19 protein-coding genes are annotated in these 17701 nt (G+C 76.3%); 14 read left to right on the forward strand and 5 right to left on the reverse strand.

Annotated features, from left to right (window positions below; all coding sequences use genetic code 11):
- Nucleotides 1-90 precede the first annotated feature (90 nt).
- Nucleotides 91-996, forward strand: coding sequence for an endonuclease domain-containing protein (locus BLS82_RS09470; RefSeq protein ID WP_092864459.1), 906 nt, complete (start codon nucleotides 91-93; stop codon nucleotides 994-996).
- 103 nt (nucleotides 997-1099) lie between these two features.
- On the opposite strand, the gene zapE is transcribed toward BLS82_RS09470, so the two are convergent.
- Nucleotides 1100-2158, reverse strand: coding sequence for a cell division protein ZapE (zapE, locus tag BLS82_RS09475; RefSeq protein ID WP_255378234.1), 1059 nt, complete (start codon nucleotides 2156-2158; stop codon nucleotides 1100-1102).
- Nucleotides 2159-2419: 261 nt separating this feature from the next.
- On the opposite strand from zapE, the gene BLS82_RS09480 reads away from it, so the two are divergent.
- From BLS82_RS09480 to BLS82_RS09500, 5 genes are all read left to right on the forward strand, one after another.
- Complete coding sequence (locus BLS82_RS09480) at nucleotides 2420-3319, forward strand: sulfurtransferase (protein WP_092864464.1); 900 nt, start codon at nucleotides 2420-2422, stop codon at nucleotides 3317-3319.
- 82 nt (nucleotides 3320-3401) lie between these two features.
- Nucleotides 3402-3875, forward strand: a complete 474-nt coding sequence (locus tag BLS82_RS09485) for a SufE family protein (RefSeq protein ID WP_092864467.1) — start codon at nucleotides 3402-3404, stop codon at nucleotides 3873-3875.
- A gap of 33 nt (nucleotides 3876-3908) precedes the next feature.
- Nucleotides 3909-4115 (forward strand): hypothetical protein, encoded by a 207-nt coding sequence (locus BLS82_RS09490; protein WP_092864470.1) that lies wholly within the window; start codon nucleotides 3909-3911, stop codon nucleotides 4113-4115.
- A 49-nt stretch (nucleotides 4116-4164) separates the two neighbouring features.
- Nucleotides 4165-4764: a sulfite oxidase-like oxidoreductase gene (locus BLS82_RS09495; protein ID WP_092864472.1), complete on the forward strand. Its 600-nt coding sequence runs from the start codon at nucleotides 4165-4167 to the stop codon at nucleotides 4762-4764.
- Between the two features lie 76 nt (nucleotides 4765-4840).
- Nucleotides 4841-5569, forward strand: coding sequence for an FAD-binding oxidoreductase (locus BLS82_RS09500; RefSeq protein WP_092864475.1), 729 nt, complete (start codon nucleotides 4841-4843; stop codon nucleotides 5567-5569).
- A gap of 28 nt (nucleotides 5570-5597) precedes the next feature.
- Here BLS82_RS09500 and BLS82_RS09505 read toward each other — a convergent pair whose 3' ends face one another.
- The gene (locus BLS82_RS09505; protein WP_092864478.1) at nucleotides 5598-6791 is read right to left on the reverse strand and encodes an alpha/beta hydrolase; all 1194 of its coding nucleotides are present in this window, start codon (nucleotides 6789-6791) and stop codon (nucleotides 5598-5600) included.
- A 242-nt stretch (nucleotides 6792-7033) separates the two neighbouring features.
- Here BLS82_RS09505 and BLS82_RS09510 point away from each other — a divergent pair, with 242 nt between their 5' ends.
- Together BLS82_RS09510 and BLS82_RS09515 are read left to right on the forward strand one after the other, a co-directional pair.
- Nucleotides 7034-7447, forward strand: a complete 414-nt coding sequence (locus BLS82_RS09510) for a cupin domain-containing protein (RefSeq protein WP_092864481.1) — start codon at nucleotides 7034-7036, stop codon at nucleotides 7445-7447.
- A 480-nt stretch (nucleotides 7448-7927) separates the two neighbouring features.
- Nucleotides 7928-8644 (forward strand): response regulator transcription factor, encoded by a 717-nt coding sequence (locus BLS82_RS09515; RefSeq protein ID WP_176819017.1) that lies wholly within the window; start codon nucleotides 7928-7930, stop codon nucleotides 8642-8644.
- A gap of 45 nt (nucleotides 8645-8689) precedes the next feature.
- Here the strand turns inward: BLS82_RS09515 and argG are convergent, their stop codons facing one another.
- A complete protein-coding gene (gene argG, locus BLS82_RS09520; protein ID WP_092864487.1) occupies nucleotides 8690-10138 on the reverse strand; it encodes an argininosuccinate synthase in 1449 nt (482 codons plus the stop codon).
- Nucleotides 10139-10224: 86 nt separating this feature from the next.
- Between argG and BLS82_RS09525 the strand changes: the two genes are divergently transcribed.
- The 6 genes from BLS82_RS09525 to BLS82_RS09550 all read left to right on the forward strand — a co-directional run bounded on the left by BLS82_RS09525 (nucleotide 10225) and on the right by BLS82_RS09550 (nucleotide 15635).
- Nucleotides 10225-10746 (forward strand): MarR family winged helix-turn-helix transcriptional regulator, encoded by a 522-nt coding sequence (locus BLS82_RS09525; protein WP_092864490.1) that lies wholly within the window; start codon nucleotides 10225-10227, stop codon nucleotides 10744-10746.
- A 125-nt stretch (nucleotides 10747-10871) separates the two neighbouring features.
- On the forward strand, nucleotides 10872-12938 hold the full coding sequence (gene glgX, locus BLS82_RS09530) for a glycogen debranching protein GlgX (protein WP_092865202.1): 2067 nt from the start codon (nucleotides 10872-10874) through the stop codon (nucleotides 12936-12938).
- Nucleotides 12939-13017: 79 nt separating this feature from the next.
- The gene (locus BLS82_RS09535; RefSeq protein WP_092865205.1) at nucleotides 13018-14088 is read left to right on the forward strand and encodes an ATP-dependent DNA ligase; all 1071 of its coding nucleotides are present in this window, start codon (nucleotides 13018-13020) and stop codon (nucleotides 14086-14088) included.
- Nucleotides 14089-14150: 62 nt separating this feature from the next.
- On the forward strand, nucleotides 14151-14639 hold the full coding sequence (locus BLS82_RS09540; protein ID WP_092864493.1) for a hypothetical protein: 489 nt from the start codon (nucleotides 14151-14153) through the stop codon (nucleotides 14637-14639).
- Between the two features lie 62 nt (nucleotides 14640-14701).
- On the forward strand, nucleotides 14702-15145 hold the full coding sequence (gene msrB, locus BLS82_RS09545) for a peptide-methionine (R)-S-oxide reductase MsrB (RefSeq protein ID WP_092864496.1): 444 nt from the start codon (nucleotides 14702-14704) through the stop codon (nucleotides 15143-15145).
- Nucleotides 15146-15167: 22 nt separating this feature from the next.
- Nucleotides 15168-15635 carry a GNAT family N-acetyltransferase gene (locus BLS82_RS09550; protein ID WP_092864499.1) on the forward strand — a complete coding sequence of 156 codons (468 nt, stop codon included), beginning with the start codon at nucleotides 15168-15170 and terminating at the stop codon, nucleotides 15633-15635.
- A gap of 9 nt (nucleotides 15636-15644) precedes the next feature.
- Here the strand turns inward: BLS82_RS09550 and BLS82_RS09555 are convergent, their stop codons facing one another.
- Together BLS82_RS09555 and hemQ are read right to left on the reverse strand one after the other, a co-directional pair.
- The gene (locus BLS82_RS09555; RefSeq protein ID WP_092865208.1) at nucleotides 15645-16895 is read right to left on the reverse strand and encodes an AGE family epimerase/isomerase; all 1251 of its coding nucleotides are present in this window, start codon (nucleotides 16893-16895) and stop codon (nucleotides 15645-15647) included.
- 20 nt (nucleotides 16896-16915) lie between these two features.
- Entirely contained in the window at nucleotides 16916-17656 is a 741-nt protein-coding gene (hemQ, locus tag BLS82_RS09560; protein WP_092864503.1) for a hydrogen peroxide-dependent heme synthase, read from the reverse strand.
- Nucleotides 17657-17701 lie beyond the last annotated feature (45 nt).

Below are 17701 nucleotides of genomic sequence, written 5' to 3' on the forward strand. Positions count from 1 at the left end.
GGCAGGCGCTCAGAGCCCCGCTCGTGACACCTCGGTGCGGCCTGTGGACGGCGTCGGCGCGCTCCCGTCGCCGGGCAGCAGTCTGCCGGGGTGCCGCCGCCCCGTCCCCTGCCGCTCGAGCTGCGAGGCCGCCCGTTCACGGTGCTGGAGGCCCTGCAGCTCGGGATGACCCGAGACCAGCTGCGCGGGCCCCACCTGCGAGCACCGCACCGCGGCGTGCGGGTGCCCGCCGCCCTGCCGGACACCCTCCGCGTGCGGTGCGCAGCGGCTCGTCTGGTGCTGCCCGAGGCCGCCGCGGTCAGCGGGCCCACGGGCGTCGCGCTGTGGGGCCTGCCGCAGCCGCTGGGAGCCCCGGACGTCCTCGAGGGACCGCTGCACGTCGTCGTGCCGCCGCCGCGGCGCGCGCCGCGCCTGCCGGACGTCGAGGCGGCGCAGTCGCGGTTCGCTCCGAGCAGGCTGACCCGCAGGGGCCTGCCCGTGCTCCACCCGGTGCACCTCTGGTGCGACCTGGCACCGGACCTCCCGCTCGACGACGCCGTCGCGCTGGGGGACGCCGTGCGCCGCAGGTGGGCGCGTGCTGAGGCCTTGACCGAGGCCGTGCGCTCCCGCGAGGGGCAGCGGGGCGCCGAGCAGCTGCGCCGCGTGCTGGCCCTCGTGCGCCATCCGGTCGACTCGGCGATGGAGACCCTGGCCCGCCTGCAGCTCACCCGCGCCGGGCTGCCAGAGCCGGTGTGCGGGCGCGACGTCGTGGTGGACGGCGCGTGGGTCGCGCGGCCGGACCTCAGCTGGCCCGAGGTGCGCGTCGCGGTCGAGCACGACGGGGACCACCACCGCACCGACCCCCACCAGTGGCGCAGCGACGTGCGGCGCAAGCAGCTGCTCGAGGCGTGCGGGTGGCGCGTCGTGGTCCTGACGGCCGACGACCTGCTGCGCCGTCCCGAGCAGACCGCGGCCCTGGTCGCCAGCGCGCTGCGCGAGCGCGGGCTGCGCTGGTGAGGTGTCACGGGTGGGGCTCCAGCAGGGCACCGGAGCCCCGGTCGTGACACCTCACCGCGAACGCCGACCGCTGCCGCGCGCTGACCGGCCGGACGGCGGCGCGTCAGGGGGTGGGGGCGCCCTCGCGGGCCAGCGCGGTCAGGCGCGAGACCGCCCGGTAGTACTTCTTGCGGTAGCCGCCGCGCAGCAGCTCCGCGGGGAAGAGCCGGTCCAGCGGGACGCCGCTGGTGACGAGCGGCAGGTCGCGGTCGTACATGCGGTCGGCGAGGACGACGACGCGCAGGGCCACGCTCTGGTCCGCGACCGGCGCGACGCCGCGCCAGTGCACCGCGCGCACCCCGTCGAGCAGCGCGCCGTACCGGCTGGGGTGCACGGCGGCCAGGTGCGCGGTCAGCGCGGGGAAGTCGTCGAGGACGGCGCCCTCGCCCGCGGCGGCCGCGCGCTCGGCGACGGCGGCGTCGTCCAGGGGCGGCGGCGGGTCGGGCAGTCCGCGGTGGCGGTAGTCCTGCCCGTCGACGCGCACGACGTCGAACTGCTCGGAGACCGCCTGGATCTCGCGCAGGAAGTCGTCCGCGGCGAAGCGGCCCTCGCCGAGGGCCTCGGGCAGGGTGTTGGAGGTGGCGGCCAGGTGCGTGCCGGCGTCCGCCAGCTCGCGCAGCAGGCGGGCCATGAGCACCGTGTCGCCCGGGTCGTCGAGCTCGAACTCGTCGATGCACACGAGCCGGTGGCGCGAGAGCGCCTCGACGGCCGGGCGGAAGCCCAGGGCGCCGACGAGGTTGGTGTACTCCACGAACGTGCCGAAGGCGCCCGTGCGGCCCGGCTGCGCGGCGACCGCGTGCCACAGGGAGGCGAGCAGGTGCGTCTTGCCGACGCCGAACCCGCCGTCGAGGTACACGCCCGCGCGGCCGGCCGGCGCGCTGGAGCGGCGCCCGCCGAACAGGGCCCGCAGGCCGCCGCCGCGCCCGGCGCCGTCGCCGGCCACCCGCCCGGCGAGGCCCCGCAGCGCCTGCACGGCCGCCGCCTGGGACGGCTGCGCCGGGTCGGGCCGGTAGCTGTCGAAGGAGACCCCGGCGAAGTGCGGCGGCGGCACGAGGTCGGCCAGCAGCCGCTGCGCGTCGGGGCGGGGGTCGCGGTCCACCAGGTGCTGCACGGAGCCGCTCACGGAGGTCGAGCCTAGGTCAGCCCTCGCGGCGCGGCGGCGCGCGGGGGCGTGCTCTAGGGTCGCCACCACCATGGCGGGCCACTTCCACGCAGCGCGGCGGCGACACGTCGACCTGCGGCGCACCGCCGGCGGCTCCTGTCCCTGAGCCGTCCCCGAGCGGCGCCCGCCGCACCCCGACGCCGCCGCGCTCCCGGGCCGGCGGCCCCGGACGACCGCAGCACTGCCCGGAACGACCGCGCCCCCGCCCGTGTTGGAGGAACCATGCCGCTGCCCCTGGACGACGACCCCCGCTTCGCCGGCTACGCCCACCCCGAGCGCCTCGTCAGCACCGAGTGGCTCGCGCGCCACCTCGGCTCCGACGGCCTGGCCGTCGTCGAGAGCGACGAGGACGTGCTGCTGTACGAGACCGGGCACGTCCCGACCGCCGTCAAGGTCGACTGGCACACCGACCTCAACGACCCCGTCACGCGCGACTACGTCGACGGCGAGGGCTTCGCGGCGCTGATGTCCTCGCGCGGCGTCTCCCGCGACGACACCGTGGTGATCTACGGCGACAAGAACAACTGGTGGGCCGCCTACGCCCTGTGGGTGTTCACCCTCTTCGGCCACGAGGACGTGCGCCTCCTCGACGGCGGCCGCGCCCGCTGGGAGGCCGAGGGGAGGGAGATGACGAGGGAGGTCCCCTCCCCCGCCCCGAGCGAGTACCCGGTGGTCCAGCGCGACGACTCCTCCGTGCGGGCCTTCCGGGACGACGTCCTCGCCTCCCTCGGCGGGCAGCTGGTCGACGTCCGCTCCCCCGAGGAGTACTCGGGCCAGCGCACCACGGCGCCGGCCTACCCGGAGGAGGGCGCCCTGCGCGCCGGGCACATCCCCACGGCGCAGAGCGTGCCGTGGGGCCGGGCCGTGGCCGAGGACGGCGGCTTCCGCCCCCGCGAGGAGCTGGAGGCGATCTACCAGGGCGAGAAGGGCCTCGAGCCGTCGGCGCCCACCATCGCCTACTGCCGCATCGGCGAGCGCTCCAGCCACACGTGGTTCGCGCTGAAGTACCTGCTCGGCTTCGACGACGTGCGCAACTACGACGGCTCCTGGACGGAGTGGGGCAGCCTCGTGCGCGTGCCGATCGCGACCGGCCCGGAGCCGGGCAGCGCCCCCGGCCGCTGAGGAGGCCGCCGGCGCACCCCGGCGGCTCCCACCGCACCGGGGCCCCGCGGCGGCCGCGGCCGGCGGGTGCACACTGGGCGGCATGAGCCAGACCTCCACCGGTGGCGGCCCCTCGACCGACGGGCTGCCACCGGCGCTGGCGGAGATCGTCGAGGACTTCACCTGCGTCGGCGAGCGCGAGCGGCTGCAGCTGCTGCTGGAGTTCAGCGAGGAGCTGCCGCCGCTGCCGCAGCGGTACGCCGACCACCCGGAGCTGCTCGAGCCGGTGCCCGAGTGCCAGTCGCCGGTCTTCCTCGTCACCGAGGTCGGGGACGACGCGGCGTCGACGGTCCGCCTGTTCTTCTCCGCCCCGCGCGAGGCGCCGACCACCCGCGGCTTCGCCGGCATCCTGCGCGAGGGCCTGGACGGCCTGCCCGCGGCGCAGCTGCTCGCCACCCCGGACGACGTCAGCGCGCGCCTGGGCCTGGAGCGCGCCGTCAGCCCGCTGCGGCTGCGCGGCATGGCCGGCATGCTCGGGCGCATCAAGCGCCAGGTGCGCGAGCGCACCGGCGCCTGAGCCGGCGTGCCGGTCCTGGGGTTGGATGGGCGCGTGCAGGAGCGCCGGGAGCAGCAGCGCCAGAACTGGAACCGCAACTACCCGTGGCTGTTCGTCGCCGCGGGCCTGCTCTTCGCGTGGTCGTCCTTCACCCAGCGCGGGGAGGTCGCGTTCTGGCCGCTGACCGTGCTGGTGGGCCTGGGCGTCGCCGCCTACGGCGGCTACCGGGTGCGCGAGCAGCGGCAGCCGCCGCGGCGCTAGGTGCCGCCCGTCCGCGGGCCCGTCGTCCCACGTCCTCAGGAGGTCAGCCGTGGTCAGCAGGGTGTTCCAGGGGCGGCGCGGGCGCGACCCGCGGCTGCCCCCCGGCCAGTACGACGTCGGCTCGTCCTTCCCCGTGCTCACCGCGGAGGCGACGCCCGACGTGCGCACGCAGACGTGGAGCTTCCGCGTCGACGGCTCCGTGCGCGCGCCGCGCAGCTGGACCTGGGACGAGCTGCGCGCCCTGCCCGAGGAGACCTGGCAGGGCGACATCCACTGCGTGACGACGTGGTCGAAGCTGGGCACGTCGTTCACGGGCGTCAGCCTCGACGTCCTGCTGGACGCCGTGGACGTCGCGCCGTCCGCCGCGCACGCGCTCGCCTGGTCGGTCAGCGGCTACACGACGAACCTGCCGCTGGAGGACGTCACCGGCGGGCGGGCGTGGCTGGTGTGGGCCCACGAGGGGGAGCCGCTGAGCGCCGACCACGGCGGTCCCGTGCGCCTGCTCGTGCCGCACCTGTACTTCTGGAAGAGCGCCAAGTGGGTCGGCGGGCTGCGCGTGCTGGACGCCGACTCCCCCGGCTTCTGGGAGACCCGCGGCTACCACCACCGCGGCGACCCGTGGCGCGAGCAGCGCTACGACGGTGACTGACGGGCTCCCGGCGCTCCCGGCACTCCCGGCGCTCCCGGCGCTCCCAGCGCTCCCGGGCCTGCCGGAGCTGCCGGCGATGAGCGGCCCCGCCCTGCGGCAGCCGCCCGTCGGCGGCGCGCGGCGCCCGTGGCAGCACTGCCGGGTCGTGGCCGTGCGCCCGGAGACCCCGCACGCGCGCACCCTGCGCCTCGCCCTGCCGGTGTGGAACCCGCACGCGCCCGGCCAGCACTACGTCGTGCGGCTCACGGCCCCCGACGGCTACCGCGCCGAGCGCTCCTACAGCGTCGCCAGCCCACCCGAGGACGCCGGTCACATCGAGCTGACCGTCGAGCGCCTCGCCGACGGGGAGGTCTCCCCCCACCTGCACGACGCGGTCGAGGTCGGCGACGAGCTGGAGGTGCGCGGCCCCTTCGGCGGCTGGTTCGTCTGGGACGGCGCGCGCCCCGCCGTCCTCGTCGGCGGCGGCTCGGGCGTGGTCCCGCTCATGGCGATGCTGCGCTCCCGGCGCGCCCGCGGCCTGGGCGTGCCGCTGCGGATGGTCGTCTCCGCCCGCAGCCTGGAGGACCTGCTCTACCGCGACGAGTACGGCGAAGAGACCACCGTGGTGCTCACGCGCGCCGTGCCCGCGGGGTGGCCGCGACCGCCCGGGCGCCTGAGCGCCGCGGACCTCGCGCTGGCCCTGCTGCCCGGCGCCACGGTGTACGTGTGCGGGTCCGCCGGCTTCGCGGGCACCGCCGAGCGGCTGCTGGCCGGCCTCGGCGTCGCGCCCGGCGACGTCCGCGTGGAGCGGTTCGGGCCCTCCTAGGCCGGCTGGCCCTGCTGGGGCCGGCCGCTCACAGGTGGTCGAGCAGGAACCGCGCGACCTCGCGCTCCCACCGGTCCGGGTCGACGTTCCACTCCTTGCAGTGCCGGGCGCCCGGCACCGCGACGTGGCGCACGAGCTCCGGGCGCGCCTGCGCCAGGCGGCGGGAGGGACCCGCGGGCACGTACTCGTCGTCGTCGCTGTGCACGATCAGCAGCGGCACGGCGAGCTCCTCGGCGCGGGCCACCCAGTCCAGGCGCCGCAGGTCCACCGGCTCGAGCACGCCCACGAGGGCCCGCGCCAGCGGGGAGGCCAGCAGCGCCGAGCCGTAGCGGCCCACCGGCAGGGGCAGGCGGTTGAGCTTGGCGTGGTGGTCGAGCACGGAGCGCCAGTCGACCACCGGCCCGTCGAGGACGACGGCGCGCACCCGGTCCGCCGTCCACGAGCGCGCCAGGTGCTGCAGCGCGATGGCGCCGCCCATCGACCAGCCGAAGAGGACGACCTCCCGGGCCCCGGCGTCCACGGCGTGCAGCACGGCCGCCTCGACGTCCTGCCACTCGGCGTGGCCCAGGGCGTAGCGCCCGTCCGGGCTCGCCGGCGCCTCGACGTCGTTGCGGTACGCGGGCACGAGCGCGGGCACCCCGAGGCGGTGCAGCAGCGGCACGGCGCGCAGGCACTCCGCGCGCGTCGCGCCCCGCCCGTGCACCAGCACGCCCCACACCTCGCTGGCGCCCTGGCCCCGCGGCGCGGGGACGAACCACGCGGGCAGGTCCCCCACCTGCGAGCGGACGACGACGTCCTCGTGCTCCAGGCCGAGGGCGGAGGCCGGGTCCCCGGCGTAGTACCAGCTGTTCCACCGCGCCGGCCCCGGCCGCAGGACGCCCTCGTCGACCCCGAGGAGCTCGCGGGTGACCGTGCCCGCCGCCTCATCGCGCTCCAGCACGGCGCCGAGGCGGGCGTGGCCGGTGCCGCCGGCCAGCCAGATCCCGTACCGCCCGGGCGCGGCGGTCTCCTCGCTCGCGCGCAGCACCACGGCGCCCTCGCGCACGGCGAGCACCTCGACGTCGTCGGGACGCTCGCGCGGCGGGGTGACGACGGCCCGCGCGAAACGGGCCGCCAGGCCGGAGCCCACGGCCGCCGCGGCCAGGCCCACGGCTCCTCCGACGACGGCCCCGCGGGCTGCGGCGGTGGCCAGGGCGCGCCGGCCGGGAGGGAGGAGAGGCATGGCCCGATCCTGCCAGCGCGCGCGCCGGGGTGCCGGACCGCCCCGGCGGGCGCGCCCGCACCACCGCGGCCCGTGCGCCCGTGCCGATCCCGCACGACCCGCCGCAGCGCCGGACGATCCCGACCGCGCCCGGTCTACTGCTGCCAGCAGGCTCCCGGTCCCCGGGGAGGAGCCGCGACGCTGCCGGGCCCGGTCCTCGCAGCACGGGGCCGCAGGACCCCCCGGGGAGGAGGAGCGACGAGATGAGCCAGGACCAGGAGGCCGCCCCGCAGCCGGTCCCGCCCGACGACCCCGAGCGCGACCTCGCCGTCGCCCGCCCGGACGCCGACCACGGCCTGACCCACATCGGGCTGGCGGGAGACACCCACACGGTCCTCCTGCTCACGGGCGAGCAGACCGGCGGGCGCTACACCCTCATCGACATGCACGTCCCGTCCGGCGCGCCGCACCGCTTCACCAACGCCTCTCGCCAGCCGGCGCGGCTGCTGTGCGTGTGCACGCCCCCCGGGCAGGAGCGCTTCCTCGCGGAGGTCGGCGTCCCCGTCGACGGCCGGACGACGCCGCCGCCCGTGCTCGACGCCGACCAGCGGGCGGCGTTCCTGCGCCGTGCGCAGGAGCTGGCTCCGCGCTACCGCACGGAGCTCCTCGGACCCTGAGGCTCGGGCGGACCCGGCGCCGGCCGCGGGACAGGCGCTCGACCAGCCGCTCGCACAGGTCGAGGAGGAACGGGACGTCGCGGCACCCTCGACACCGGGCACCGTGTGACCGAGGGCACCCCCTGTTGACAGATCACGCAGCAGGCACTGACAGTTAGCGCACGTCACCGATCACCGGGCACTCGGCCCGGGGTGGCCTACAGGGTCCAGACCAGGGCTCACACCGACCGCGCCACGTCCTCGACCTGCCGTCGAGACGAGCCGCCGAGGGGGAGCGCTGTGCTTGCCGACCTGCCGCGTCCTGTGGGACTGAAGCCCGCCACCGACCGAGAGCGGACCCGCCCGTCCGCCGCGCGGCTGCCCGCGCGCCCCGAACCCCGCCTCGGCGACCGGGTCGGCCTGGCTCCCCCGGCCCCCGCGCCGCGCGGCGCGTCCGGCGCACCCGCCTCCTCCGCCCCGCACGACGGACGGGCGGTGGCGGTGCGGGTCGTCGGGATGAACCCGGTCGCGGCGCACGGCCTGCGGGCCGCGCTGGAGCGGCAGTCGGGCACCTCCGTGCAGCTGCTGCGGGGCCCGGTCCAGCTCGCCGCGGAGCTGTACGACGCCGAGCACCCCGCTCAGCACGCCGACCGCCCCGCCGGCCGCACCGAGCACGCCGACCGCGCCGACGGCGCCGACCGCGCCGACGGCCGGCCGCCCGCCGGCGCGCGAGGGGCCGCTCCGGCGCCGCGCCACCTCGTCATCTGCCCGCAGGAGCTCGTGGGCGCCGTGACGAAGGTGCTGGAGGGCCACCACGGCCCGGTGCCCGTGGTGGCGCTGCTCCCCGACACCACCGCGAGCACCTACGCCGGCGCCGTGCGAGCCGGAGCGCGCGCGGCGGTGCACGTCGGCGCGCCCCTGTCCGAGCTGCTCGCCGTGGTGCGCGCCGCCGCCCGCGGCCTGACCGTCCTGCCCGCAGCGGTGGCGCGCGCGCTGTGCGGGCCGTCCAGCGGCGTCGTCCGGATCGAGCTCGCGCCGGAGGAGCAGCACTGGCTGGTCCAGCTGGCGCAGGGCGTGACCGTGGCCGACCTCGCAGCGCGCAGCAGCCGGTCCGAGCGGGAGATGTACCGCCTGCTCAGCCGCTGCTACCGGCACCTGGGGACCAGCACGCGCACCGAGGCGCTCCTGGTGGCCCAGCGCGCCGGCCTCCTCGAGTGAGGCCCTTCGAGGCGGCGCTCGGGGACGACGCGTCCTGAGCGCCGGTCAGTCGGTGCCCAGCTCCATCGCGGCGCGGTCGAGCAGCTCCTCCGCGCTCGAGCCCCGCCCGCGCGAGGCGATGGCGTCGGCCCCGCCCTCGGGCATCGCCCCGATCAGCCCGGTCGAGGCCGCCTGCGCGGCGCCGATCAGCGTCGGGTGCGAGCTGCCGACCATGCCGAGCCCGGCGTACTGCTCCAGCTTGGCGCGGGAGTCGGCGATGTCGAGGTTGCGCATGGTCAGCTGGCCGATCCGGTCCCCGGGCCCGAAGGCGGAGTCCGCGGTGCGCTCCATGGACAGCTTGTCCGGGTGGTAGCTGAACGCCGGTCCGGAGGTGTCGAGGATCGAGTAGTCCTCCCCGCGCCGCAGCCGCAGCGTCACCTCCCCGGTGACCGCCGTGCCGACCCAGCGCTGCAGCGACTCGCGCAGCATGAGGGCCTGCGGGTCCAGCCAGCGGCCCTCGTACATCAGCCTGCCCAGCCGCCGTCCCTCGCTGTGGTAGGTGGCGAGGGTGTCCTCGTTGTGGATGGCGTTGACCAGCCGCTCGTACGCCGCGTGCAGCAGCGCCATCCCCGGCGCCTCGTAGATGCCGCGGCTCTTCGCCTCGATGATGCGGTTCTCGATCTGGTCGGACATGCCTGTGCCGTGCCGGCCGCCGATCGCGTTGGCCTCCAGCACCAGGTCCACGGCGGAGGGGAACTCACGGCCGTCGATCCTCACCGGGCGCCCCTGCTCGAAGCCGATGGTGACGTCCTCGGCGGCGACCTCGACCTCGGGGTCCCAGAACCGCACGCCCATGATCGGTTCGACGATCTCGATGCCCGTGTCGAGGTGCTCGAGCGCCTTCGCCTCGTGGGTCGCGCCCCAGATGTTCGCGTCGGTGGAGTAGGCCTTCTCCACGCTGTCGCGGTACGGCAGGCCGTGCGAGGTCAGCCACTCCGACATCTCCTTGCGGCCGCCGAGCTCGCTGACGAAGTCGGCGTCCAGCCACGGCTTGTAGATGCGCAGGGCGGGGTTGGCCAGCAGGCCGTAGCGGTAGAACCGCTCGATGTCGTTGCCCTTGAAGGTCGAGCCGTCGCCCCAGATCTGCACGCCGTCCTCGAGCATCGCGCGCACCAGCAGGGTGCCGGTGACGGCCCGCCCGAGCGGGGTGGTGTTGAAGTAGCTGCGCCCGCCCGAGCGGATGTGGAACGCCCCGCAGGTCAGGGCAGCCAGCCCCTCCTCCACGAGGGCCGCCCTGCCGTCGACGAGCCGGGCGACCTCCGCGCCGTACGCCGTCGCGCGCCCGGGCACCGAGGCGATGTCGGGCTCGTCGTACTGGCCGATGTCGGCGGTGTACGTGCACGGCACCGCACCCCGCTCGCGCATCCACGCGACCGCTACGGAGGTGTCGAGGCCGCCGGAGAAGGCGATCCCGACGCGCTCGCCGGTGGGCAGGGAGGTGAGCACCTTGGACACAGGGATGACGATGCAGGTTCGTGCATCCTCATGCAACACTGGCGGCGCGCCGGGAGGGCGCCTGGGCAGCCGCCTACCCTCGGGCCGTGAGCGCTGGAGCACCGACGCCGTGGCTGGACGAGGACGAGCAGCGCGTCTGGCGGGCCTGGCTGGCGGCGGTGCGCACCGTGGAGGAGGCGCTCGAGCGCCAGCTGCAGCAGGCGGCCGGGATGCCGCACGCCTACTACCGGGCCCTGGTCGCGCTCTCGGAGGCCCCGGGCGCGAGCCTGCGGATGAAGGACCTGGCCGCCGTCCTGGGCGCCAGCCAGAGCCGCACCTCCCACGCCGTCGCCCGGCTGGAGGAGGCCGGGTGGGTGGCCCGCACCGCCGACCCCAGCGACCGCCGGGGCACCAGCGCCGTCCTGACGCACGAGGGCCTGCGGGTGCTGCAGCGGGCGGCGCCCGGCCACGTGGAGGCCGTGCGCCAGGTGCTCTTCGACCGGCTCACCCCGGCCCAGGCGGCTGCGCTGGGCGAGGTGTGCGACGCGGTCGTGCGCGGCGCGGGTGCACCCGGGCGGGCGCAGGGGGGTTCGCCGAGGGCGGCGGCATCCCGCATGCTCCCGCGGTGACCTCCGCACCTCCCTCCGCCCGCACCCGCACCGCACCGAGCACGACCGCCGGCCCGCCCGCCGCGCTCGGCACCACCGAGAAGAGGCCCGTCCCGCCCACCGCGCCGCCGACCGCGGACGCCGGCCTGCCCTTCCCGCTCGGCGCCACGCCGCTGCAGGGCGGCACGAACGTCGCCGTGTACTCCGAGACGGCGGAGGCCGTCGAGGTGGCCCTGTTCGACGCGGTCGGCACCGAGACGCGCGTGGCGCTGCCCGAGCGCACCGGGCACGTCTTCCACGGCTTCCTGCCGGGCGTCGGCGTCGGGCAGCGGTACGGGCTGCGCGTGCACGGGCCGTGGGACCCGGCGAACGGGCTGCGGCACAACGCGGCCAAGCTGCTGCTGGACCCGCACGCGACGGCCGTCGAGGGCGGGGTGTCCTGGGGCGAGGACGTCTTCGGCCACCACTTCGACGACCCGACCCGGCGCAACGACGCGGACTCCGCGGCGTCGATGCCCCGCTGCGTCGTCGCCGACCGCTCCTTCGACTGGGGCGACGACGCGCCGCCGCGCACGCCGCTGTCGGAGACGGTCGTCTACGAGACGCACGTGAAGGGCCTGACGAAGCGCCACCCCGACGTCCCGGAGGAGCTGCGCGGCACCTACGCCGGCCTGGCCCACCCCGCGGTCACGCAGCACCTGACCGACCTGGGGGTGACCGCCGTCGAGCTGCTGCCGGTGCACCAGTTCGTCCAGGACTCCCACCTGCTGGAGAAGGGCCTGCGCAACTACTGGGGCTACAACTCCATCGGCTTCCTCGCCCCGCACGGGGAGTACAGCTCCGCGGGCGACGGCGGGCAGCAGGTCGCCGAGTTCAAGGCCATGGTCAAGGCGCTGCACGCCGCGGGCCTGGAGGTGATCCTCGACGTGGTGTTCAACCACACCGCCGAGGGCAACCACCTGGGGCCGACGCTGTCCCTGAGGGGCATCGACAACGGCTCCTACTACCGCCTGGTCGGGGAGGACCGCCAGCACTACTTCGACACCACCGGCACGGGCAACAGCCTGAACGTCGGCCACCCCGCCGCCCTGCACCTGATCATGGACTCGCTGCGCTACTGGGTGACCGAGATGCACGTCGACGGCTTCCGCTTCGACCTGGCCACGACCCTGACCCGCCAGGGCGGTGACATGGACGTGCACAGCGCCTTCCTCGACCTCGTGCACCAGGACCCGGTGCTGGCGCCCGTGAAGATGATCGCCGAACCGTGGGACACCGCCGGCTACCAGGTCGGCGGCTTCCCGGCCCGCTGGTCGGAGTGGAACGGGAAGTACCGCGACGGCGTGCGCGACTTCTGGCGCGGCGCCGAGGGCTCGCTCGGCGAGCTTGCGCTGCGGATGACGGGCAGCCCCGACGTCTACGAGCGCGGCGGGCGCGACCCGGTGGCCAGCGTCAACTTCGTCACCGCCCACGACGGGTTCAGCCTCGCCGACCTCACCGCCTTCGACGAGAAGCACAACGAGGCCAACGGCGAGGGCGGCGCGGACGGCGAGAGCGACAACCGCTCGTGGAACTGCGGCGCCGAGGGGCCCAGCGACGACCCGGCCGTGTGCGCGCTGCGCGACCGGCAGCGGCGCAACCTCCTCGCCACGCTGCTGCTCTCGGCCGGGGTGCCGATGCTCCTCGGCGGCGACGAGATCGCCCGCACCCAGGGCGGCAACAACAACGCCTACTGCCACGACGACGAGGTCTCCTGGTACGACTGGGAGGGCGCCGACGCCGACCTGCTGGCCTTCACGCGCGAGCTGATCGCGCTGCGCAAGGCGCACCCGGCGCTGCACCCGCGCCACTACCTGCCCGCGCCCGACGACGCCGACGAGGACGCCGACGGCGCGATCGTCATGCGCCGCGCCGACGGGCCGCGGATGACGGACGCCGACTGGGGCGACGCCGTGAGCAAGGCCCTCGCCGTCCACCTGACCGGGCCGGCGGGCGACGGCGGCGCGGACGAGCTGCTCGTGCTCCTGAACGCCTCGGAGGGCGCGGTGGAGTTCGGCACCCCGGCCGAGCCGCGGCGCGGCAAGAAGCGCGTCAAGCGCTGGGAGCTGCTGCTGAGCACCGACCCGGAGCAGCACCTGCGGCGCCCCCTGGCACCCGGGGCGACGGTGCTCGTGCGCGACCGGTCCCTGACGGTGCTGCGCCGAACGGGGTGAACCGCTCCCCCGCCCGGCGGTCCGCGCCGCCGGGCGGGGGTCGTGCGGGAGAGCCCGCGGCCAGGATGGCCGCGTGCGCCTGCCCGTCCTGCCTCCCGTCGCGCCGATGCTGGCGAGGCCCGTGCCGCAGGTGCCCGCACCGGACGCCGTCGCCGGCGGGCTGGTGTACGAGCCGAAGTGGGACGGGTTCCGCTGCATCGTCTTCCGCGACGGCGACGAGGTGGTCCTCGGCAGCCGCGGCGAGCGCCCGCTGACGCGGTACTTCCCCGAGCTCGTGGAGCAGGTGCTGCAGCACGCGCCGCCGCGGTGCGTGGTCGACGGGGAGGTCGTGCTGCGCCGCGGTCAGCCGGGCGCGGAGCGGCTGGACTGGGAGGCCCTGGCGCAGCGGATCCACCCGGCCGGCTCGCGGGTGCGCCTGCTGGCCGAGCGGACGCCGGTCTCCTTCGTCGCCTTCGACCTGCTCGCCCTGGGCGAGGAGGACCTGCAGCTGCGCCCGTTCGCCGAGCGGCGCGCCCGGCTGGAGGACGTGCTGGACCACGACCGCGACCACGGCCGGCTGCACCTGACGCGGGTGACCGCCGACGCCGAGGAGGCCCGGCGGTGGCTGGAGGCCTTCGAGGGCGCCGGCCTGGACGGCGTGGTGGCCAAGCCGCTCGCGGCCCCGTACGCGCCGGGCAGGCGGGTGGTGCTCAAGGTCAAGCACGCGCGCACCGCCGACGTCGTGGCCGTCGGCTACCGGGTGCACAAGAGCGGGCGCGGCGTCGGGTCGCTGCTGCTCGGCCTGCACGACGACGCGGGGCAGCTGCGCCAGGTCGGGGCGGTCTCGGCGTTCACCACGGCCGTCCGCGCGCAGCTGGAGGAGCAGCTGGCCCCGCTCGTGGCGCGCGACGAGGGCGGTGAGGTCGTGCGCGGGGTCGGGGAGAGGAACCGGTTCGCCGCCGCGGACAAGGACACCTCGTGGGTGGTGCTGCGCCCGGAGCTGGTGCTCGAGGTGCGCTACGACCAGATGGAGGGCGACCGGTTCCGGCACGTGGCGCAGTTCGGGCGCTGGCGCCCGGACCGCGACCCCGCCTCGTGCACCTTCGGGCAGCTCGAGGTGCCGGTGGCCTACGACCTCGACGCCGTGCTCACGGGCTCCTCCGGGCGCTGAGCCGACGCCGCGCGCCGGCGCCGTGCCCGAGCCGCGGGTGCCGGCCCGGTAGCCTCGCCGCCGTGCCCGAGCCGCGCGAGACCGTCGTCCTGCTCACCGAGGAGCCCGTGCAGGCCGCCGACGCCGAGCGGATCATCGCGCTGCACGAGGGCGAGGACCTCCTCTACCGCGTGCTCGTGCCCACGGACACCGAGCGCAACCTGCTCGCCGAGGTCGTCGACCGGCTCAGCCTGGGCCAGCTGCGCCAGGCCCTGGACGCCGTGCGCGGGCCCGATCCGCAGCGGGCGCGGGCGCAGGCGCAGGAGGTGCTCGACGCGACGCTGTTCTCGCTGCGCGAGCGCGGCCGGGACGCCGACGGCGCCCTGACCGCCGACGACCCGCTGCCGGCGCTGGAGCAGGCCGTGCGGGGGCACGGCGCCCGCGAGGTCGTGGTCGTCACGCGCCCGCGGGCCCTGGAGGACACCTTCCACCGCGACTGGGCGTCGCGGGCCCGCGAGGAGCTCGGCGTGCCGGTGCTGCACCTGTACGGCGGGACGACGTTCCTCGGCTGAGCCGATGCTCCTCGGCCGAGCCGGCGGGGAACGGCGCGCGGCGCACCGGTGTTGACCCCGGCATGAGCACCTCGAGCCTGCCCGGCGAGTCCGGCACGCGGTATCCGGTCACCAAGAGCGACACCGAGTGGCGCCAGCAGCTGTCGCGCGCCGAGTACCACGTGCTGCGCGAGGCCGGCACCGAGCGCCCCTACGTCGGCGAGTACACCGACACCGAGACCGAGGGCGTCTACTCCTGCCGCGCGTGCGGCGCGGAGCTCTTCCGCAGCGACACGAAGTTCCACTCGAACTGCGGCTGGCCCGCGTTCTGGGCGCCGTCGGCCGACGACCACGTGGAGCTGGTTCCCGACCGCTCGCTCGGCGTGGTGCGCACCGAGGTCCGGTGCGCGTCCTGCGGCAGCCACCTCGGCCACGTCTTCGAGGGCGAGGGCTTCCCCACACCGACCGACCAGCGGTACTGCATCAACTCCGTCAGCCTGCGTCTGGATCCCACCACCAGCTCCTGAGCCGACCGGCGAGGATGCGCGGGTGAGCACTCCTGCCGCGCCCGCCGTCCGCCGCGCCGCCTGGCGCGACCTCGACCCGCAGCTGGCGTACGCGATCGCCCGGCTGCGGGTCGACGTGTTCGTGGTCGAGCAGGCGTGCCCCTACCCCGAGCTGGACGGGCGCGACCTGGAGCCGGACGCCGAGCACTGCTGGGTCCCCGGCGGCGGGCTGGCGGTCGGCGCGTACCTGCGGGTGCTGGCCGACGGCGACGGCGACGGCGCGCGCCGCGTCGGGCGGGTCGTCACGGCTGCCCCCGCGCGCGGGCAGGGCCTGGCGGGGGCGCTGATGGGCGACGTCCTGGCCCGGCACGGGCGCGCGCCGCTGGTGCTGGACGCCCAGGCGCACCTGGAGCACTGGTACGCCCGCTGGGGCTTCGCGCCGTCCGGGCCGGGTTTCCTCGAGGACGGCATCCCGCACGTGCCGATGCGCCGCTTCCCCACCCCGCCGTGATCGTGTGGGTCAGGCCGGCGGGGACGGCGCGGACGCGTCGCGCAGGGCCGCCGGGAGCATCGGGGTCAGCGGCAGCTGCGGCACCAGGCACGCCTGCACGGCGTGGTAGACGTCCGGCTTGCCCGACCAGGTGCCCGTCGCCGGGCGCCCTCGCGCGTCCAGCTCGTGGCGCCAGGAGCCCTTCTCGCGGTCGACGAAGAGCCGCTCGGCATGGTCCCACCACTCCTCGTAGCGGTCGGCGTAGGCCGGCTCCCCCGTCGCGGCGTACATCGCGGCCGCGGCCGCGATGCCCTCGGTGACCACCCAGTGCATGCGGGCCGTCACCACCGGGGCGCCGTCGAAGTCCGTGGTGTAGACGAACCCCTCGTGCCCGTCGGCGCGCCAGCCCTCCCGCACGGCGGTGTCGAACAGCGCCACCGCGTCGTCGAGCAGCCACACCGGTGCGCCGGCGCCGAGGGAGGCCCGCAGGTGCAGGCACAGGCGCGACCACTCCAGCAGGTGCCCGGTGGTCACCCCGTACGGGCGGAAGGGGTGGGCCCGATCGTCGCTGTTGTAGTCCGGCAGCGGGTTCCAGCCGGCGTCGAAGTGCTCCGGCAGCCGCCACCCGGCCTCCCGGGCGAAGCCGTGCACGACGCGCTCGGCGATCCGCAGCGCCCGCGCCCGCCACTGCTCGCGGCCGGTGACGTCGGCGGCGGTGAGCATCGCCTCGACGCCGTGCATGTTGGCGTTGACCCCGCGGTAGGGGTCCAGCGCCGAGAAGGCGCGGTCCCACTCCTCGACGAGCATCCCGTCGTCCTCGCGCCAGAACCGCCGCTCGAGCACGCCGAGGGCGTCGTCGAGCAGCTCGGGCGCGCCGGGGCGTCCGGCGGCGGTGGCGCTGGCCGCGGCCAGGACGACGAACGCGTGCGCGTACGCGCCCTTGGTCAGGTCGCTGGCGGGGTCCTCCAGGCCGGTCGGGCCGAGCGCGCCGAACCAGCCGCCGTGCTCGCCGTCGCGCAGCCGCCCGCTCAGCGCCGCGACGCCGGCGTCGGCGAGCGCGCCGTCCCCGGGCCGGCCCAGCAGGTGGCCGAGGGAGAACACGTGCGTCATCCGTGCGGTCACGTACGCGTGCACCGGCTGGTCCAGCTGCGGCCGGCCCTCGTCGTCCAGGAGCGCGAAGCCGCCGTCGGGGTGCACCGCGCCGGCGGCGAAGCCCAGCAGCCGGTCGACCTCGCCGCGCAGCCGCTCGGCGTCCGGAACGGGCGGCTGCGGGAGCCGCAGCGGCCCTCCGCCCGGCGCGCTCACGGCAGGGCGTCGACGAGCTCGGCCAGCGGCACGCGCCGCCCGGTGAAGAAGGGCAGCTCCTCGCGCACGTGGCGGCGGGCCTCGGTGTTCCGCAGGTCGCGCATGAGGTCGACGATGCGGTGCAGCTCGTCGGCCTCGAACGCGAGCAGCCACTCGTAGTCGCCGAGCGCGAACGCGGAGACGGTGTTCGCGCGCACGTCCGGATAAGGCATGGCGGCCATGCCGTGGTCCTTGAGCATCGTGCGCCGCTCGTCCTCGGGCAGCAGGTACCACTCGTAGGATCGCACGAACGGGTACACGTTCAGGTAGCGGCGCGGCTCCTCCCCGGCCATGAACGCCGGGACGTGGCGGGCGTTGAACTCGGCCTGGCGGTGCACCCCGACCGAGGACCACACGGGCTTCAGCACCCGCCCGAGCGCGGTGCGGCGCAGGCGCCGGTAGGCCTCCTGCACCACCTCCACGGACGGCGCGTGCCACCACACCATCACGTCCGCGTCGGCGCGCATGCCGGAGGTGTCGTACAGCCCCCGCACCTGCAGGTCGCGCGCACCGAGCCCGGCGAGCAGCGCCTCGACCTCGGCCGCGACCGCGGCGCGGTCGGCGCCGGGGCCCAGCTCGCCGTCGAGGGCGAACACCGACCACATCGTGTAGCGGATGGTCTGGTTGATCTCGGCGTGCGTGCGGGTGGCCGGCTTCTCGGCGGTGCCCGCCCGCTCCTGCTCGGGAGCCTGCGTCATGGCCCCATCCTCGCGCGCGCGGCGCCCGCGCTCACCCCGGGGCCG

Origin of the sequence: Quadrisphaera sp. DSM 44207, assembly GCF_900101335.1 — a bacterium.
Lineage (GTDB): Bacteria > Actinomycetota > Actinomycetes > Actinomycetales > Quadrisphaeraceae > DSM-44207.